Origin of the sequence: Curtobacterium sp. NPDC090223 (assembly GCF_044746585.1) — a bacterium.
Lineage (GTDB): Bacteria > Actinomycetota > Actinomycetes > Actinomycetales > Microbacteriaceae > Curtobacterium.
On record NZ_JBIVCN010000001.1, the window covers coordinates 253,963 to 271,053 of the forward strand.

15 protein-coding genes and 1 tRNA gene are annotated in these 17,091 nt (G+C 71.3%); 6 read left to right on the forward strand and 10 right to left on the reverse strand.

Annotated elements, in window-relative coordinates; genetic code table 11:
- Positions 1-27: 27 nt before the first annotated feature.
- The 5 genes from ACIPJY_RS01145 to ACIPJY_RS01165 form a co-directional block, all read right to left on the reverse strand.
- Entirely contained in the window at positions 28-1,614 is a 1,587-nt protein-coding gene (locus tag ACIPJY_RS01145; RefSeq protein WP_400460459.1) for a hypothetical protein, read from the reverse strand.
- Entirely contained in the window at positions 1,611-2,594 is a 984-nt protein-coding gene (locus tag ACIPJY_RS01150) for an amino acid--[acyl-carrier-protein] ligase (protein WP_400460457.1), read from the reverse strand. The genes ACIPJY_RS01145 and ACIPJY_RS01150 overlap by 4 nt, the downstream gene beginning before the upstream one ends.
- On the reverse strand, positions 2,591-3,793 hold the full coding sequence (locus tag ACIPJY_RS01155) for an acyl-CoA dehydrogenase family protein (protein ID WP_400460455.1): 1,203 nt from the start codon (positions 3,791-3,793) through the stop codon (positions 2,591-2,593). Before ACIPJY_RS01155 ends, ACIPJY_RS01150 begins: the two co-directional genes overlap by 4 nt.
- Entirely contained in the window at positions 3,790-4,083 is a 294-nt protein-coding gene (locus ACIPJY_RS01160; RefSeq protein ID WP_400460453.1) for an acyl carrier protein, read from the reverse strand. The genes ACIPJY_RS01155 and ACIPJY_RS01160 overlap by 4 nt, the downstream gene beginning before the upstream one ends.
- A gap of 113 nt (positions 4,084-4,196) precedes the next feature.
- Positions 4,197-4,574, reverse strand: a complete 378-nt coding sequence (locus ACIPJY_RS01165) for a holo-ACP synthase (protein ID WP_400460451.1) — start codon at positions 4,572-4,574, stop codon at positions 4,197-4,199.
- Positions 4,575-4,624: 50 nt separating this feature from the next.
- Here ACIPJY_RS01165 and ACIPJY_RS01170 point away from each other — a divergent pair.
- A tRNA-Val gene (locus ACIPJY_RS01170) sits at positions 4,625-4,697 on the forward strand.
- Positions 4,698-4,892: 195 nt separating this feature from the next.
- On the opposite strand, the gene ACIPJY_RS01175 is transcribed toward ACIPJY_RS01170, so the two are convergent.
- Together ACIPJY_RS01175 and ACIPJY_RS01180 are read right to left on the reverse strand one after the other, a co-directional pair.
- On the reverse strand, positions 4,893-5,375 hold the full coding sequence (locus ACIPJY_RS01175) for a MarR family winged helix-turn-helix transcriptional regulator (RefSeq protein WP_400460449.1): 483 nt from the start codon (positions 5,373-5,375) through the stop codon (positions 4,893-4,895).
- 251 nt (positions 5,376-5,626) lie between these two features.
- The gene (locus ACIPJY_RS01180) at positions 5,627-7,372 is read right to left on the reverse strand and encodes an FAD-dependent monooxygenase (protein ID WP_400460447.1); all 1,746 of its coding nucleotides are present in this window, start codon (positions 7,370-7,372) and stop codon (positions 5,627-5,629) included.
- A 136-nt stretch (positions 7,373-7,508) separates the two neighbouring features.
- On the opposite strand from ACIPJY_RS01180, the gene ACIPJY_RS01185 reads away from it, so the two are divergent.
- From ACIPJY_RS01185 to hpaD, 4 genes are all read left to right on the forward strand, one after another.
- Positions 7,509-9,584 (forward strand): DUF3500 domain-containing protein, encoded by a 2,076-nt coding sequence (locus tag ACIPJY_RS01185; protein ID WP_400460445.1) that lies wholly within the window; start codon positions 7,509-7,511, stop codon positions 9,582-9,584.
- Between the two features lie 40 nt (positions 9,585-9,624).
- Positions 9,625-10,479, forward strand: a complete 855-nt coding sequence (locus ACIPJY_RS01190) for a fumarylacetoacetate hydrolase family protein (protein WP_400460444.1) — start codon at positions 9,625-9,627, stop codon at positions 10,477-10,479.
- Positions 10,480-10,911: 432 nt separating this feature from the next.
- Positions 10,912-11,997 carry an amidohydrolase family protein gene (locus ACIPJY_RS01195; protein ID WP_400460442.1) on the forward strand — a complete coding sequence of 362 codons (1,086 nt, stop codon included), beginning with the start codon at positions 10,912-10,914 and terminating at the stop codon, positions 11,995-11,997.
- A gap of 14 nt (positions 11,998-12,011) precedes the next feature.
- A complete protein-coding gene (hpaD, locus tag ACIPJY_RS01200; protein WP_400460440.1) occupies positions 12,012-13,010 on the forward strand; it encodes a 3,4-dihydroxyphenylacetate 2,3-dioxygenase in 999 nt (332 codons plus the stop codon).
- A gap of 88 nt (positions 13,011-13,098) precedes the next feature.
- Here hpaD and ACIPJY_RS01205 read toward each other — a convergent pair whose 3' ends face one another.
- Genes ACIPJY_RS01205 through ACIPJY_RS01215 form a run of 3 tightly spaced genes read right to left on the reverse strand, consistent with a single transcriptional unit; the run spans position 13,099 to position 15,496 of the window.
- On the reverse strand, positions 13,099-13,857 hold the full coding sequence (locus tag ACIPJY_RS01205; RefSeq protein WP_400460438.1) for a fumarylacetoacetate hydrolase family protein: 759 nt from the start codon (positions 13,855-13,857) through the stop codon (positions 13,099-13,101).
- Positions 13,854-14,801: a 4-hydroxy-tetrahydrodipicolinate synthase gene (gene dapA, locus ACIPJY_RS01210; RefSeq protein ID WP_400460436.1), complete on the reverse strand. Its 948-nt coding sequence runs from the start codon at positions 14,799-14,801 to the stop codon at positions 13,854-13,856. The genes ACIPJY_RS01205 and dapA overlap by 4 nt, the downstream gene beginning before the upstream one ends.
- On the reverse strand, positions 14,798-15,496 hold the full coding sequence (locus ACIPJY_RS01215) for a hypothetical protein (RefSeq protein WP_400460434.1): 699 nt from the start codon (positions 15,494-15,496) through the stop codon (positions 14,798-14,800). The genes dapA and ACIPJY_RS01215 overlap by 4 nt, the downstream gene beginning before the upstream one ends.
- Positions 15,497-15,656: 160 nt before the next feature.
- On the opposite strand from ACIPJY_RS01215, the gene ACIPJY_RS01220 reads away from it, so the two are divergent.
- A complete protein-coding gene (locus ACIPJY_RS01220; protein WP_400460433.1) occupies positions 15,657-17,042 on the forward strand; it encodes an MFS transporter in 1,386 nt (461 codons plus the stop codon).
- Positions 17,043-17,091 lie beyond the last annotated feature (49 nt).

The following is a 17,091-nucleotide window of genomic DNA, read 5'->3' on the forward strand; positions in this document are numbered from 1 at the left end:
CTCGTGGTCGCCCCTGCGCGTCCCCGGTCACGCGTGCACGGGGAACGTCGCGGCGACCCGGGAGCGGACCTCGGCCAGGACCGCGGCGCGCATGACCGGGGAGAACAGGGAGTGGTCGCCGTCCGGGACGTGCACGAGCGTCACGGTGCCGCCGGTCTCGCCGGCGGCCCATCGACGGAGCGCCGCGCCGCCGCCGAGACGGTGGAAGAGCCGCGCGTCGTCGTCCGCGGCGATGAGCACGACGTCGGTGCCGTTCGCCACGAGGGGCCGGACGTGCTCGACGACCCCGCCCGCGCGGTCCCGGCGGGCGATGCGGGCACGGACCTCTGCCGGGACGAGCGCGTTGTACCGCTCACGGACCCACCGCCGAGCCGGCGACGGGGCGTCCACGGCACGGACGGCGTCGCTGTAGTCGCCCGGAGCGGCCGGACGGCGCCGGTAGTCGTTCGGGCTGATCTGCACGACGAGCCGCGGTGCCTCGGCCCGGGACCGACCAGCGACCCACGCACCGGCGCACATCCCGACGAGGGCGAGCCGGTCCGCCGTGACACCGAGTGCCGCGACGACCGCCGACTGGTCGTCGATCCACTCCTGCGCGAACAGGTGGTCACGCTCGGCACCGCAGACGACGGAGCTCTCGCCGGTGCCGCGGCGGTCGACCCGGACGACCCGTGCGCCGTCACGGGCCAGTGACCGGGCCAGTGCGACCTGGTAGTCGCTCGCTCCGACCCGGTGCTCGGCGGCGCCGTTGTGCAGCACCACCACCGGGCCGTCGGCCGGGGCCGCGGCGGGGACGGTCTCGATGCCGAACAGCGCATCGGGCCCGAGTCGCACGATCCGCTCGGACACGCCGTCGTCGAGGTCCAGGACCGGATCGAGCTCCGGCGGACGGGTGGCCGTCGTCGCGGTGGGCACCAGCCCGTCGATCCACGACACGACCCGGTCGACGGCGTCCGACGGGATGCGGGCGTGGATGCTCGTGCCGTCGAGGAGCTCGGCGGTGCCGTGCACCTGGACGGAGCGGACGTCGCCGAGGGCCTTCGGCGCTCGGGCACCCGGGCGGACGAACACGCCGGTCGCCCCGGCACGCGGGGTGAAGCGCAGTGCCGCGAGCGCGGACGCCTCCGCCGGACCGAGGTCGAGCCCGACGAGGCTCTCGAGGTCGTCGACCACCCGCTGCGGACCGATCGTGATCGACGCGAGCGCCCGCTGCCGCCGGAGCCACGCCCGCCCGGACTCCGGCGCGTCCCAGAGCACCAGGCCGTCCTCGCCCCCGGCGGCCGCGCCAGCGACCAGCCCCGCCGAGGCGAGCCCGACGAACACGATCCGCGACACACCGGTCGTGCGCAGCACGGCCGCGGCCCACGTGGCGGACCGGACCTGCGCGTCGGGGTCGGGGTCGGCGCCGGAGTCCCCACGTCCGGACGGGTCGTAGCGCACCGAGGCCACGCCACGAGCCTCCAGGCGGTCTGCCAACAGGCGGAGCGTGCGGTACGCGATCACGCCCTCCTGGCCGAGTGGCGGGCAGATCACGACGCCGGCGCGGGCCGCGCGCGGTGCCTGCACCGCAGCGCGGATCGCCGGCGAACCCGACCAGCCGTGGAACGTCGTCACCGTGCCAACGCGCGACGGACGTCCACCGGCCACGCCGTCGGGTCGGTGCCGTGCGCGGCGAACAGGGCGATCGTGATGCGCTCCAGACCGAACGCGAGGCAGGCGCTGTGCGCGACCTCGCCGTCGGCGGTACGGATCGCGAACGACGTGCCGAAATGGTCCTCGTGCAGGTTCGCGGAGCTGATCGCCGTCGGTTCGCCGGCGTCGCCGTACACCGGCGTGACGAACTCGAACTTGAGCGCCTGCTCGATCTGGTTGCGCGCCAGCATCGTGCCGACCCGGCCGAAGAACGGGTCGTTGGCGGGGACGACGTCGATCTCCAGGCCGAAGTCGCGCAGCAGGTCACGCATGACCGGCACGCGGCCGTCACGGTGCGCCTTCGCCGAGGACGGCGTGCCGATGTGCACGAACTCGTGCATGTGGAAGGCCTGCAGCCGCATCGGGTCGAGCGACGGCTCCCGTCGGAACGAGTCCCCGAGGACGTCGAAGGACCGGCCCGCCTGCGGGACCGTCCCGGTCACGAGCCCGTAGACCGGGTGGCAGACGGCCGGCGCGAGCATCAGGTCCGCCGGCTCCAGGAACGACTCCCAGCGCTCGCCGCGTTCCCGGGCCGCCAGCAGTTCGCGGTGCTTCCGGTCGTCGCCCGTGAAGCCGGAGACCGATGCGGCGAGGTCGGGGAAGGACGCGATGTAGTCGGTGCGTTCGAACGCGGCGAGGGGTTCGACCGGCGGGAACCGCAGGACCTCGGCGTCGAGGTCGGCCATCGACCGGACGGCCGCGGCGTCGACGGCGCCGTACACGCGGTCGAAGACGCCGGTGCGGCCGTAGAGCCCGGGGGAGCCGAGGTCCACCAGGACGCCGTCCGTGAGCAGTCGTGCTCGGAGGACGGCACGGGCGCGGTCGAGCGGGGTCCCGTCCGCGGCGCGGGTGCCCGGGTCGGAGGTGCTCGGGTCGGTGGTGCTCGGGGTGGTGGTGGTCACAGGATCACTCCGGTCATGATGGCCAGTCCGGCGTCGTTCTGGAGGAGACGGTCGTTGCTCACCATGACGGCGGCACCGTGGGCGTCCCGGAGGTGTCGGGCGATGCTCATCGGCCCGGTGGCGGCGTAGCCCGCGATCCCGACGATGCGCATCGCCGTCGTGACGAGGTCGGTGACCCGTTCCGAGGCCCCGATCTTCAGGGCGTTCGCGGCGAGGGCGTGGGCGCTCGACTCGAGCGCCTCCGGGTCGTCCGCGATGCCGTCGTACCGCTCGGCGGCGTGTCGGACGGTGTCGGCGAGCGCCTGCAGGTCGACGAGGAGCTCGGCGAGCCGGAGCGCTCCGGGCGGGGTGGTCCCGACGGACGCCCTGGCCTGCTTGCGGACCGCGGCACGCGCGCGTTCGGCGGCCGACACGGCGATGCCGAGCCAGACCGACGCCCAGAGCACGTGCGAGACCGGCAGGACGGTGTGCGCGGAGATCATCGCGTAGTCGTCGTGGAACACGGCGTCGACGGTGGTCGAGGCGTCCAGGACCCAGCCGTTGCTGCACGTCCCGCGGAGGCCCATCGTGTCCCACGTCGACGTCTGGGACAGCACGGTGTCCGCCGTCCAGCACACCACGAGCCGCTGGTCCGAGGCGGGAGCGTCCGGGTGACGGCGGGCGGTGACGAAGACGGCGTCGGCCTCGGTGGCGTAGGAGATGACCGGCGCGTCCTTGCGCAGACGGATGCGCGTGGCCGAGCCCGCGTCCGTCGCCTCGGGCTCGATCGCGCACGTGGACCGGCGGGCATCGCCGCCGACGCCCTTCTCGGTCGTCGCGGACGCCACCAGTGCGCCGTTCCGGACGGCCTCGGTCATCGCGACGATCCCCGCGCCGTCCCCGCCGTGGCGCCACAGGGCCATCGCCTGCCCGTGGTGCATCGCGAAGACCATGCCCGTCGCGGCGCAGGCACGACCGAGTTCGGTCGCGACGGCGGACAGCTCCGACACGGTCGCACCTTCCCCGCCGAGCTCGACGGGGACCGCCGCGGCGAGGAGTCCGTACTCGCGCATCGCGGCGATCGCCTCGCGCGGGGGACGGGCGTCCCGGTCCACCTCGTCGGCGAACTGCGCTGCGACCGCGGCGACGGCGGCCGCCCGTTCGGCGAACCGGTCGCGGGTGGCCCCGGCGCGGTCGGCGGTGTGCTGCAGGAGCGTCACGAGGCCGTCGCCAGCACCGCAGCCGCCACGATCGACTCCACCGAGCCGAAGGTCGCCCGGTTCAGGACCGCGTCCGGGAACTCCGCATCGAGCTCGTTCTCGACGGCGAGCATCACGTTCACCGTGGCGTGCGACGTCAGGCCGAGCGCGTAGAGGTCCGCGATCGGCGCGACGTCCCACGCGTCGACGGTGAGGCGTCCGTGGTCGGCGAGGGCCTGTCGCACGGCCTGTTCGGCCGCGGGGTCAGCGAGGGCGACGGTGGTCGCTCCGGAGGTCGGGTCCTGATGCATGTCAGCAACGGTAAGGAGCGGTCGGCACCGGGAAACCGCCGTGCGGATGCGGCTTCCCGCAGGACGGGCGTGGGTCTGAACACGGGTACAGCCTGCAGCGTTGTAACGCCCGCTCAGCGCTCCGCGAGTGCCACGGCGGTGGCCATCGCGAGGCCCCGCTCGTGGGAGAGGGAGACGGAGATCTCCACGATGCCGAGGCGCGCTGCGAGCGTTGCGGCGGTTCCGTCGAGCTCGACTGTCGGTGCGCCGTGCTCGTCGAGGACGACGGCGACGTCGTGCGGAGCGATCGCGTCAGCACGGGTCGGGCGGAGGAGCTTGACGACGGCCTCCTTGCCGGCGAAGCGTGCGGCGAGGCGTTCGGGGGAGTCGTCGGTGTCGGCACGTTCGCGTGCGGTGAAGACGCGGGCCAGGTAGCGCTCGCCGTGTGCGGCGATGCCGGCGGAGACGTCCTCGACCGCGGCGAGGTCGCAGCCGGTGCGGATGGCGCTCATGACGGAAGCGTACGGCCGGGCTCGCGCTGCGGCTCTAGGATGGCCGGGAAGGGCCTTTAGCTCAGCTGGTAGAGCGCCACGTTTACACCGTGGATGTCGTCGGTTCGATCCCGGCAGGGCCCACACGAGGATCCCCGGATCACGGGTCGGATCTCGGTCGGGAGCGGACACCGTTGCTCACCTCGGCGACCTTCGTCATGGTGATGCTTCGGTCCCACAGGGTCGCGGCGATCGTGCTCGTGGTGTCGGAGGCGAGGGCTGTGCGAACGTCACGCGAGGCGACCGGGAAGAACGTCGTCCGGCTCAGGCGACCCGGTGCTACATCTGTCGCCGCGACCACTGCCGCCCGGCGGCCTGCCGCTCGGCCGCAAGACCCTCAGCGAGCGTGCGGAGCATCGTCGTGGTGCGGGAGACGCCGGTGGTCTTGCCCAGCAGGCGTTCCGCGTCGGCGGCCCACTGCTCGCGTACCCGCCCGAGGTTCCCGAGCGCCGTGTCCGTCGGGTACAGCCGGACGCCCCGACCGTCCTCCGCGCTCTGCCGCTTCTCCACGAACCCGATCTTCTCGAGCTCACGGAGCGCGGTGCTGAGGTTGCTGCGGAGGAGGCCGGTGGCGTCTGCGGTCTCGCTCGGCGTCGCACCGGGGTGGGTGGAGACGTAGCGCATGACCTGTGCGTACGAGGGTGTGAGGGAGATCGTGTCCTCGAGCTCGGCTTCGCGCAGTCGGATCTCGCGGGCCAGGGTCAGGACGCTCTCCGCGAGGTCCGCGTAGATCCGGTCGTCGTCGGTCTCGTTGGTGGCCACGGCTCCACCCTATCCTCGACCGCGGATTCCCATAGCTATGATTTCACAACTTCCGGGCGCGCACCAAGAGGGACGATCATCCCGTTCCCCGGGATGGTCGTGGAACGAAGGGGGTTGCTCGGTGATCAGCAGCACCGACGATCGGAGCGTGAACACCTGAGCCCTCTGCCCCACCGTCGCCCGTGACGCGGCAAGCGGTCTCGGCTCGCAGCGGACGGCCGAACCCCGCGCGGCTCAGCGATCGGTTCCGTCTACAGCGACGAGGCCACGACATCCTGGGGTGTCTCCGAGGGGAGCGCGCCCCATGCCTGCTCGCCGAACGGTGTCATCTGGAAGCTCACGAACCGCCAGCCGTGTTCGTCGTCTCGGACGAGGACCTGGGTGGCGACACCGGCGAGTGTCCGCTCGCCCCCTTCCGGCGCGCGCATCCGGTTGGTGATCGGTCCGGTGACGACGGCGACGTCGCCCACCACGCGGATGTCGAGGTCGCCGCGGGTGATCTCGAGGTACGTGCGCCGCGTGGCCGTGTGCTCGAGGAGCTGCGCCTTGTCGTGCGTCAGACCCGGCGCGTGGATGTGCACGAGGGTGTCGTCGAACAGCGCATCGAGCGCGTCGAGGTCGACGGCGATGAGTGCCTCCTGTCGGCGCCGCTCGACGTCGAGGAGCTCGGCCGCGACGGACGGCGACGCCGCGCGAACGCCGGTGACGGCCGGCTCCGCCGTGGGGAAGGGCGCCGGGGTGACGTCCACGCTGCGGAAGCCGGTCGCCTCGTCGGCGCGGTACCCCGGTCGGGGCATGCCGACGAGTGCGTGGTACCTGCTGAAGATCGCGTCGGCCTCCGCGAGCGGCAGGACCTCCTCGATGTCCGTGAAGGGCTCGCCGTCGGTGCGCTCGGCCACCATCCGGCGGATGACCTCGTACGCCTCGCCGCGGTTCGCCATCACGAGCCGGTTCACCGGCTCCAACCGTGCGGCCTGGTAGGCGCGGATCCCCTCGTCGGGATCGGTGGTCGACGTCAGCTGCTCGGCGATCACGCGGGCGTCGACGAACGCCTGGCAGACGCCGTTCCCGCCGCGGGGGTACATCGCGTGCGCGGCGTCACCGAGCAGGACGACGCGGCCGTCGGTCCAGGTGTCGAGCGGGTCGTGGTCGATGAGCGGGAAGAGGAGCACCTCGTGGGCGTCGCGGAGCATCTGCTGGACGTCGAGGAACGGCAGGGCGGTGTCGTCGAACAGCGGCAGGATCTCGTCGGCGCTGCCGTGCTGGTTCCAGTCCTCGACGGTCTCGTCTCGCGTGGCCTCGACCACCCAGTTGACGAGGGTCTTGCCGGTGCCCTCGAAGTCGTCGGCGATCGGGTAGACGATCATGCTGGCGATCCTGGGGTCGCCGATGTGCAGGATCGTGCCGCCGGTCTTGAACGGCTCCATGATCGTGGTCCCGCGCCACATCGTGATGCCGGAGTACTTCGGGTCGGCGCTCTCGGGGTGCATCTGGCGGCGCACGGAGGACTTGATGCCGTCCGCAGCGATCACCACGTCGGCGCGGACCTCGCTCGTCCGGCCGTCGCGGTACTCCAGGTGGATCGTCGCGCCGGTGCTGCCGGACACGTACGAGACCGTCCTGGCGCCCACGACGACCGAGTCCGGGCCAAGGCGCTCGAGCACCGCGTCGTACAGCATCATCTGCAGGGACCCGCGGTGGACGAACCGCTGCGGGTACAGGTAGCCCATGTGCGTCCCGCACCGCTCCGCGTAGATCTCCTGACCGAAGTGGTTGAAGAACAGCGACTCCTGCGCGTCGACGGACATCGCCTCGAAGGCCTCGCGCAGCCCGATGCCGTCCAGCTCCGCGACCCCGTATGGCTTGATGTCGACGCCGACGCCGAGCGGCTTGAGCTCGCCCACCGCCTCGTAGATCTTCGGGAAGACGCCCCTGGCGTGCAGTTGCAGGGCGGTGATGAGGCCGGCGGGGCCCGCTCCGACGATGGCGATCTCCATGGTGTCCACTCCTTCGTGAGTCCGTCAGCTGACGCTAAGTGGTTGTAAGAATAGAGTCAAATGATCCGATCGAACTCAGTGGGTGTGTGTAAAGTTACAACCACTTGATCGTGGTTTGACGAGGAGGTCATCACCGGTGCCAGCTGCATCCGAACAGGACGAGTTCTTCTCCGACGAGCGGACGACCGGTCGTGCCGGCGCCGTGACCATGCCCTCCGGGAGCTACCGCGAACACGTGCTCGACCCTGCCGACCCCGTCGTCGCGCAGTACCGCGGGCAGCGCTGGGACGAGTACGCGGCCGACCGCACCGCTCCGGACTTCGTGCAGGAGCTCCTGGCGGACTGGCGGCGGTGCTACGAGCAGCCGTTCCGCGGGGTCACCTCCGACGGCTCCGTCCGGCCAGGGCTCTTCGCTCTCGAGGGCCGTGCGGACACCGCGGCGCCGTCGATCACCGAGCCGGTCGCCGCCGCGATGCTGCTCATCGGCTCGATCGACGGGCCGACCGCCGACGCGCTCCGGTACGACTTCGAATCGCCCGAGTGGCGGGCATGGAGCAACCCCGAGTTCACCGTCCACCGCGTCGGGCTCCGCCTGGAGGACTGCGCCGAACCGGTGGTCGATGCCATCCTCGGGCTCGTCGACGCATCGCTCAGCCCCGAGGGCTCGGCGCGCGTCCGGGAGCTCATGGCACTGAACGGCCTGCTCGGTGACCTCGTCGAGCTCCCGACCGTGATGAACGACCGTAGCTACTGGTTCGCCCTCTACGGGGAACCGGACCCGGACGCACCGTGGGGCTGGCAGCTCTTCGGGCACCACCTCGCCGTGCACTTCGTGTCGGTCGGTGGCCGGCACGTCATCGCGCCGGCGTTCCTCGGTGCCGAGCCCGCGGCGACCGACGGTGACCGCGTCGACGCCTTCGGTCCCCGCGAGCGGGCGGCGCTCCGGCTCGCGTCGACGTTCGACGAGCGGCAGCGGGCCGAAGTGGTCGTCTACGAGTCCGTCCTCGATCCGAGCATGCCGCCCGGGCGTCTGCACCCCGCCGACGAACGCCACGTCGCCGGGGCGTTCCAGGACAACCGGGTGGTGCCGTACGAGGGCATCCGCGCGTCGGGGCTCGACGACGAGCAGACGGCGGCGCTCCTCGAGGTCGTCGACGACGTCCTGGTGCTCCTCCGCGACGACCAGCGAGCGCGGACGCTCGCCGAGTTCGAGGACCACCTCGACGAGACCTCCGTCGCCTGGTACGGCGCCACCGACGGCAGCGAGCCCTTCTACCTGCGCGTGCACAGCCCCGTGCTCCTGACCGAGCTCGACCACCACGCCGGCGTGTGGCTCGGCAACCAGACGCCGGCCCGGTTCCACGTGCACACCACGCTGCGGCACCCGAACGGCGGCGACTACGGCCACGCACTCGTCGAGCGGTGGCGGGTGCGGCAGGCGAGCCTCGTCGACCGGGACGTCCCGTACGGGTTCGGCGACACGGCGATGCTCGGGTACCTGTGCGCACCGGCCGAGCCCACGGTGACACCCGGGCCGGCGGTGCTCCTCCTGCACGACGCGTTCGGCGTGAACGAGGACACCAGGGCCCTCGCGCGTCGGTACGCTCGGCTCGGGTACACGGTCCTCGCGGCAGACATCTGGGGCGGACGCACCACGCCGGTCGCGGGGGAGGAGATCGGCCCGCTCATCGGCGGGATGGCGTCGAACCGGCCCGAGTGGTCCGCGCGGGTCCGTGCGGCGCTGCATCGCCTGGTGGAGGAGCCGTCCGTCGACCCGGACCGCATCGCCGTCGTCGGGTACTGCTTCGGCGGCGCGTCCGGGCTCGAACTGCTCCGGAGGGCGCACGAGGCAGGGGTGCGCGACGCGGAGCAGCACGACGTCCGGGCCGTCATCAGCGTGCACGGCGGGCTGGACCTGGTCGGCGACGACTGGGCGGAGAGTCCGGCCGCACCGGGGACCCGGGTGCTGCTCTGCACCGGCGCAGCGGATCCGATGGCGACGCCCGAGATGGTGGCCGCGGTCGAGCGCGGGCTGTCCGCGATCGGCGCCGAGTGGGAAACGGACACGTACGGCGGCGCGGTGCACGCCTTCACCAGCGTGCACGCGTCGCTCGCCGGCCCGCCCGACGTCGCCGCCCACCACCCGCGCGCAGCGGCACGCGCACGGGTCGCCACCGAGCACTTCCTCGCCGAGGCGCTCGCCGCCGAGTGAGCCGTACCGAACCAGCATCCAGACCAGAAGGAACCCCACCATGCAGCTCGCACGTTTCCGCACCCCCGCCGGCGACCTCCACGTCGGGCGGGTCGACGGCGACCACGTCGTCGACCTGACGGGCACCGCGGGCATCGGCTCGTCCGTCCGCACGCTGCTGGCCGACCTGCCGACCCTCCGACCGGCCATCGCCGCTGCGACGGGGAAGTCGTACGCCCTCGCGGACGTCGAGTTCCTGGCGCCGGTGGACGCCCCGCAGAAGTTCCTCGGCATCGGGATGAACTACCGCGCGCACGCCGCCGAGGCCCTCCAGGCGGGCATCCCGACCCCCACCAGCCAGCTCTGGTTCAACAAGCAGGTCTCCTGCATCGCCGGACCGTACGACGACATCGTCAAGCCGGGCGTCTCCGAGGAGATGGACTACGAGATCGAGCTCGGCGTGGTGATCGGCACGCGGTGCCGACACGTCGCGCGCGAGGACGCCCGTGAGGTCGTCGCTGGGTACGTCGTCGTGAACGACGTGTCCGTGCGGGACTGGCTCGCGAAGCGCTCGCCGACGTTCACGCTCGGCAAGTCCTTCGACACGCATGGGCCGTTCGGGCCGTGGTTGACGACCGACGACGAGGTGGCGGACCCGCACGACCTGGCGCTCCGACTCTGGGTGAACGGGGAGGAACGCCAGAACGCGCGCACGAACGACATGATCTACGACGTCTACGACCAGATCGCGTACCTGACGACGGTGATGACGCTCGAGCCGGGTGACGTGCTCGCCACGGGCACGCCGTCGGGCATCGGCGCGCCGACGGGCGCGTTCCTCCGCCCCGGCGACGTGGTGCGCGGCGAGATCGACGGGCTGGGCGTCATCGAGAACCGCGTGGTCGCGGAGTCCTGACGCGACGGACGGGAGGTTCGGCGCGGTCGTGCGCCGAGCCTCCCGTCCGGCGTCAGGTCACGATCGCGACCCGGCGTCGGTCACGCACCGTGCAGCCAGCGATCCGCGTCCTGGTCGCGCGCGTCGAGCTGGTCTGCCCGGTCCACGCCCGGCAGGTCGTCCGGCGCGGTGTAGCCGGCCTGCGGGTTGCGGTACCGGAGGTGTCGAACGTGCGGAGGCGCCGGACGCCGGCGCGCCGCTCGGCCCGGCTCGGCTCGGCTCGGCACGAGAACCGGAACCATCCATCGGCAACGTCAAGGGTCCTCTCAGTGGCAAATGTTGTTATAGTTCTAAACATACTTCCCGATCCGGCTCTCTCCGGCCGGGAAGGACGACGTGCACGGCGCAGTGCAGCACCGTTGCGCGACCGATGACAGAAGAGGACGCACGACAATGACCGTCGTAGACATCAACATCCACCACCTTCCCGAAGACCTGTTCTCGAACCCGAAGATCCTGAACGCCTTCCTCGACTCCGCTCCGCGCGGCTTCGGCGAGATCGCCCGCGTGATCGAGATGGAGTCCGGCAAGCGCCAGCTCGTCCTCGAGAAGCCGGCAGGACATCAGAACCTCAACTACGTCGAGGGCGACTACTCCGCCCAGGCGAAGCTCGCCGCGATGGACGACGCCGGCGTCGACTACGGCATCCTCCGCGTCCCCGTCTGGCAGGAGTGGCTCCCGCTCGACGCCTGCAAGCTCGTCAACGACGAGGCCGCGAAGATCGTCGCCGAGTCAGACGGCCGGCTCTTCATGACCGCGGCGGTCCCGCCGTGGGGCGGCAAGGAGAACATCGCGGAGCTCGAACGCGCCATCGAGATGGGCGCGGTCGGGGTTCAGCTCGCGTGTCACTACGGGCAGCTGTACCTCGACGACGACGCGTTCACGCCCTACCTCGAGGTGCTGAACGACAAGCGGATCCCGGTCATCGTGCACCACACCCCGCTCCCCGTCGAGTGGAGGTCGATCATCGACTACACGAACCTGCGCCGCGAGTTCGGTCGGATCCAGGACCAGGCCACCGCCGTCGGCCGTGAGCTGTTCTCCGGCATGTTCGACCGTTTCCCCGACCTCCGCTTCGTGCACACGATGCTCGGCGGCAACTGGTTCGCCAACACCGAGCTGCTGACGCCGCACGCCTCGATGAAGCAGGAGTCGATGGTGCGTCTCGACCCCACCGGCGGCGCGAAGATCAAGCAGTACCTCGACCAGAACATCCACTACGACCTGACGCACCCGCACTCCTGGGGCAAGAAGCAGGTCGAGGCCGCCCTCGAGATCAACGGTGCCGACCACTTCATGTTCGGCTCGTCGTTCCCGGTCTTCTACGGCTGGATGAGCCAGGGCGTCGACTTCGTCACGAACACGCTGGACATCTCGGAGGCGGACCGGACGGCCGTGCTCGCGGGGAACGCCAAGCGCATGTTCGGCCTGCCGATCGAGATCGACGAGCCCGCTGCGGCGGGCGTCGCGGCGCGCTGAGGGGACGGACGTCGATGCTGCCCATCACCGCCACCGACCCGCCGTTCCACGTCACCCGGGCGAGCCATGTCGCACTGCACGTGCGGGACCTCGGTGCCAGCCGCGACTTCTACCGCGACGTCATCGGACTCGTCGTGACCGAGGAGACCCGGGACGTCGTGCACCTGCGCGGACTCGAGGAGGCGGCGCACCACAGCCTCATGCTGCTGCGGACCACCGGTGCGCCCCTTGCCGACCGGATCGGGTTCCGCGTCGAGAGCGACGAGGACGTCGACCGGGCCGAGCACTGGTTCGCCGCGAACGACGTGCAGCACCGCCGGGTGGAGCGGGACCACCAGGGCCCGACGATCCTGTTCACGGACGGCGTCGGCACGCACGTGGAACTCACCAGCTCGATGGACGTCGTCGAACGGAAGATGCAGCGGTTCGACGAGTTCCACGCCGGGGCACCGCAGCGGCTCGACCACTTCCAGGTCGTCACGCACGACGTGCAGGGCGCCACCGACTGGTGGGCGCGGCTCGGCATGCGGATGTCCGAGTACACCGCGAAGGACGGGACCGAGGAGCTCTGGGGTTCGTGGATGGAGGTCAAGGGCAACACCCACGACCTCGTCTTCACCAACGGGCGGGGACCGCGGCTGCACCACTTCGCGTTCACCGTGCCGGACGCCGTCAAGCTCATCGACGCGGCCGACGTCGCCGGCGCGCTCGGCTTCGGCGAGGAGATCGACCGCGGCCCCGGTCGGCACGGGATCTCGAACGCGCTGTTCCTGTACCTGCGTGATCCGGACCAGCACCGCATCGAGCTGTTCACGACGCACTACCAGTTCATCGACCTGGAGACCCCGCCGATCCGGTGGGACGTGAGCGACCCCCGCCGTGCGCAGCTCTGGGGGATGCCGGCCTCGGCGCGGTGGTTCTTCGAAGCGAGCGCGTTCCCGGACGAGCCGGTCCACGAACCGCTGCTCACCGCGACCCCGGCGACGCTCGAGGACTACCTCCAGCTGCACTAGCCCGACACGCGAGTGACCCCGTCCGGATCGTCCGGACGGGGTCACTCGGCGGTGCGGCGTGGGCTGCGAGTCAGGGCGAGGCTGCGCGTCAGCGCGCTGCGGTTCGTCGTCCGGACGGGACGCCCGCGGCGCCGTACGCCGCCTCGAGCGTCGCGTCGTCGACGCGGGGGAGCGCGCCGGTCGTGCCGAGCTCGACGTCGCCGTCCACGATCACGTTGCGGAGCCGCCCGGTCGTCGCGTCGCTCGCCTCGTCCGACACCTCGACCTCCACCACCGAGCCGGGCTCGACCACCGTGGAGCCGGTCGGCGTGCCCAGCAAGACGACGTCGCCCGGTTCGAGCGTCATCATCCGTGACAGGTCCGCGATGACGAAGGCGGGGTCGAACACCATGTCCTGCCGGGTCAGTGCGTCCTGGACGAGCTCGCCGTCCACCCACGTCCGGAGCCGGAGGTCGCCCGGGTCGACGGTGCGTGCGTCGATGCGGTCCGGACCGATCGGCGTGAAGCCGTCGAACCCCTTCGAGTGCACGTTCGACCCGGGGTCGGCGTAGCGGAGGTCGTACACGCCGAAGTCGTTCGCCGCAGCCACGGAGTCGACGTACCCCCAGGCCCCACGACGGTCGACGCGGTGTGCCCGGGTGCCGATGACGACGGCGATCTCCCCTTCGAGGGCGAGCAGCCCGGTGCCGCGCGGACGCACCACGACCGTGTCCGTCGTGGTGATCGTCGACGGCGCCTTGAGGAAGTACGACGGGTTCTCCGGTGACTTCCCGCGCTCCGATGCCCGCGAGTGGTAGTTGAGGTGGACCGCGACGAGCTTCGACGGACGCGGCAGCGGCGCCGTCACGCCGGCACCCCGCCCCGCACGAGCCCCTCGTGCTCCAGCACGTCGGCGGCTCGGGCGAGCAGCGCGTCGATCCTCGCCCGCCCGGCGCTCGAGACCGGCGCCAGCGGGGGCCGGACGTGGTCGGAGGTGATGAGTCCTGCGCGCTCGAGCACCCACTTCGCCGGGGCCGGGTTCGTCTCGACGAACAGGAGTTCCACGAGGGGGTGCAGGGCGTAGTGGATGCGGCGGGCCTCGTCGTGGCGCCCGGCCTGCCAGTGGTCGTACATCGCGGCGACCGAGCGCGGGGCGAGGTTCGTCACCGCGTTGATGAAGCCGGCTCCGCCGAGCGCGAGCAGGGGGATGCCGAGCAGTTCGATGCCCGACCACACCAAGAAGTCGCGGCCGCACAGGTCGAGGACGTGCGAGAAGTGCTCGAAGTCCTTCGTCGTCTCCTTGATGCCGATGATGTTGTCGTGCGCCAGGCGCAGGGCGTGCACGGTCTCCGGCGCCATGTCGACCGCGGTCCGGCTCGGCACGTTGTAGACGACGAGGGGCAGGTCGGGGTACTCCCTGGCGATCGCGCCGTACCAGGCGATGAGTCCGTCCTGCGTCGGGCGGGCGTAGTACGGCGTGATCACCAGGACGGCGTCGGCGCCCGCCTCGGCCGCGGCCCCGGTGAGCTCGACGGTCTCGTCGAGCTTCGCCGACCCGGTGGCGGGCAGGAACGGGATCTCGTCGGCCGTCACCTCGGCGACGATCCGGAGCGCGCGCACGCGCTCATCGAAGGACTGCGCGCTCGGCTCGGCGGTCGAGCCGCCGACGGAGAGCCCGTGCAGGCCACCGTCGCGCTGCCAGGTCGCGAGTCGGCGCAGGCTCTCGTCGTCGAGCGCGCCGTCCGGGGTGAACGGGGTCAGGACGGCTCCGAAGGCACCGCGGAGGGCGGTCGGGTCGTTGCGGAATCTCACGTGGTGCTCTCTTTCCATTGGTCGTAGCGGGTGCGCCATCGGGCTCCGAGGGGGTACAGGCCAGCGATGGGGGCACCCTCCGCCACCCGCTCGGCGATGAAGGTCTCCTGCAGTTCCTGTTCCCGGGCGTCCGCGCCGACGTCCGCGGCCATCGCCCTCGGGATGACGACGGCACCCTCGGCATCGCCGACGACGACGTCGCCGGGCATGACGAGCACGCCGGCGCACGTGATCGGCAGGTCGGAGTCCATCGGCACGTGTCGTTCCCCGAGCACGGCACCGTGGGCGCCGCCGACGTACAGCGGGAAGTCCATCGCGCTGAGTGTCGGGGTGTCGCGTGATGCGCCGTCGGTGACGACGCCGGCGCCGCCGCGCTGCTGGACGCGGAGCGCGAGGATGTCGCCGATCGTGCCGGCGGCGAGCTGGCCCCTGGCCTCGATGACCAGGACCTGACCGGGCTCGATGCTGTCGACCACCCGCTTCTGCGCGTTCATGCCGCCGCCGACCTCGTCGAAGACGTCGGACCGGAAGGCCGTGTACCGGAGCGTCCGTGCCTCGCCGAGGAGACGCTGTCCGGGGTTCAGCGGGCGGAGGGCGGTCAGGAACGTACCGGTGACCCCTCTCCGCCGGAGCTGGGAGCAGATCGTCGCCGTGCTGACCGCTCCGAGGTCTGCTGCGACAGTCGCGTCGATCACTCGTGCTCCCTTCGTTGGGTAGTTGTAACTATATAGACACCTCTCGAGGATCGCCAGCGGTTCATTCGAAACGTATAACTGTATTTGTATTGCTATCCCGTCGGCGCCGCCGTACTGTGCGACCACCCCTCCTGACAACGAAGTGAGAAGGCAAGGTCCCATGAGCGACAACATCTCGGTCCGGCCGGTCACCCGGCTCATCGACGGCGCACGGTTCGGCGGGTTGCACACGACGGTCGTGGTCCTCGCCACCGTCGTCATCCTGCTCGCCGGCGTCGACAACATCTCCATCGGCATCATCGGCACCGCCATGGCCGCCACGATCCACACCACGGTCCCCTCGATGGCCGGCGTCTACTCGGCCGGCGAGGTCGGGTTCCTCGCCGGTGCGTTGATCTTCGGTCCCGTCGCGGACCGCGTCGGGCGCAAGCCGATCCTCATCGCCACGGTCGTGCTGTTCGCCGTCTTCACCCTCCTGACGCCACTCGGCACCACGGTCGGCGCGATCATCGTGTTCCGGCTCGTCACCGGTATCGGTCTCGGCGGCGCCATCCCCGTCGCCCTCTCGCTCGTCACGGAGTACATGCCGGCCCGCATCCGATCCGGGCTCACGTCCGTCGCCTGGGCCGGGTTCCCCGCCGGTGGCGTCGTCGTCGGCATCGCGGCGGGGATCGTCCTGCCCCACGGTGGCTGGGAGCTGCTCTACGTGATGATCGGCAGCGCCTCCCTCGCCGTCGCCGTGCTCCTGGTGGCGCTGATGCCCGAGTCGCTCGACTTCATGCTGCGCTCCGGCGCCCCCGAGCGCCGCGTCGACCGCGTGGTCCGGCGCCTGCGCCGTGGATCCGACGTGCCGGTGACCACGGACACGCTCCTCACCGTCGAGGCGAACCCGGCCCTGGTCGAGTTTCCCGAGACCGTCCAGTCCAAGGCCACCGTCCGCTACCTGTTCACCGAACGACGAGCACTGCGCACGGTGCTGCTCTGGTGCGCCTTCGGGTGCACCTTCGTCCCCGTGGTGTTCGTCGGCGACTGGGGTCCCGCGCTGCTGCAGGCCTCCGGCCTCGGCATCGGGCTGGTCGGCCTGTCCATCACCTGCAACAGCATCGGCAGCATGATCGGTTCGGCCATCATCGGACGGCTCATGAGTGCCCTCGGCGACTACAAGGTGCTCCTCGGTGCGCTCGGATGCGCCTGCGTCGCCTTCATCGTGTTCGGCCTGTCGCTCGGCTCGTTCGCCGGGATCGCCGTCGCCATCACCGCCGTCGGCTTCTTCAGCGGCGGTGCGCAGTCCGGTGTGATCACGTTCGCCGCGCTCCTCTACCCGAATTCGCTCCGTGCCACCGGTCTCGGCTGGGCCGTCTCCGCCGGTCGGGCGGTGGCGGCGACCGCACCGCTGCTCGGTGCGGCGACCATCGGCGCCGGCTGGCCGCCAGCTGCATCGATCGCTCTCATCGGGGGGTTCCCGCTCGTCGGCCTCGTCGTGGTGCTGCTGATCCGGGGACTCGTCGCGGCCCGTGCGGAACGGATCGCGCTGCAGTCCGCCTGAGCGGTGACCAGGCCGGGAGGCGCGGTGTGGGTCGGACCCGCACCGCGCC

Bases quoted from the DNA above. Each gene is read 5' to 3' on its own strand.
- ACIPJY_RS01160 (WP_400460453.1), bottom strand. From the start codon at position 4,083: ATGCATCAGGACCCGACCTCCGGAGCGACCACCGTCGCCCTCGCTGAC.
- ACIPJY_RS01165 (WP_400460451.1), bottom strand. From the start codon at position 4,574: ATGAGCGCCATCCGCACCGGCTGCGACCTCGCCGCGGTCGAGGACGTC.
- ACIPJY_RS01180 (WP_400460447.1), bottom strand. From the start codon at position 7,372: ATGGAGATCGCCATCGTCGGAGCGGGCCCCGCCGGCCTCATCACCGCC.
- ACIPJY_RS01190 (WP_400460444.1), top strand. From the start codon at position 9,625: ATGCAGCTCGCACGTTTCCGCACCCCCGCCGGCGACCTCCACGTCGGG.
- ACIPJY_RS01195 (WP_400460442.1), top strand. From the start codon at position 10,912: ATGACCGTCGTAGACATCAACATCCACCACCTTCCCGAAGACCTGTTC.
- hpaD (WP_400460440.1), top strand. From the start codon at position 12,012: ATGCTGCCCATCACCGCCACCGACCCGCCGTTCCACGTCACCCGGGCG.
- ACIPJY_RS01220 (WP_400460433.1), top strand. From the start codon at position 15,657: ATGAGCGACAACATCTCGGTCCGGCCGGTCACCCGGCTCATCGACGGC.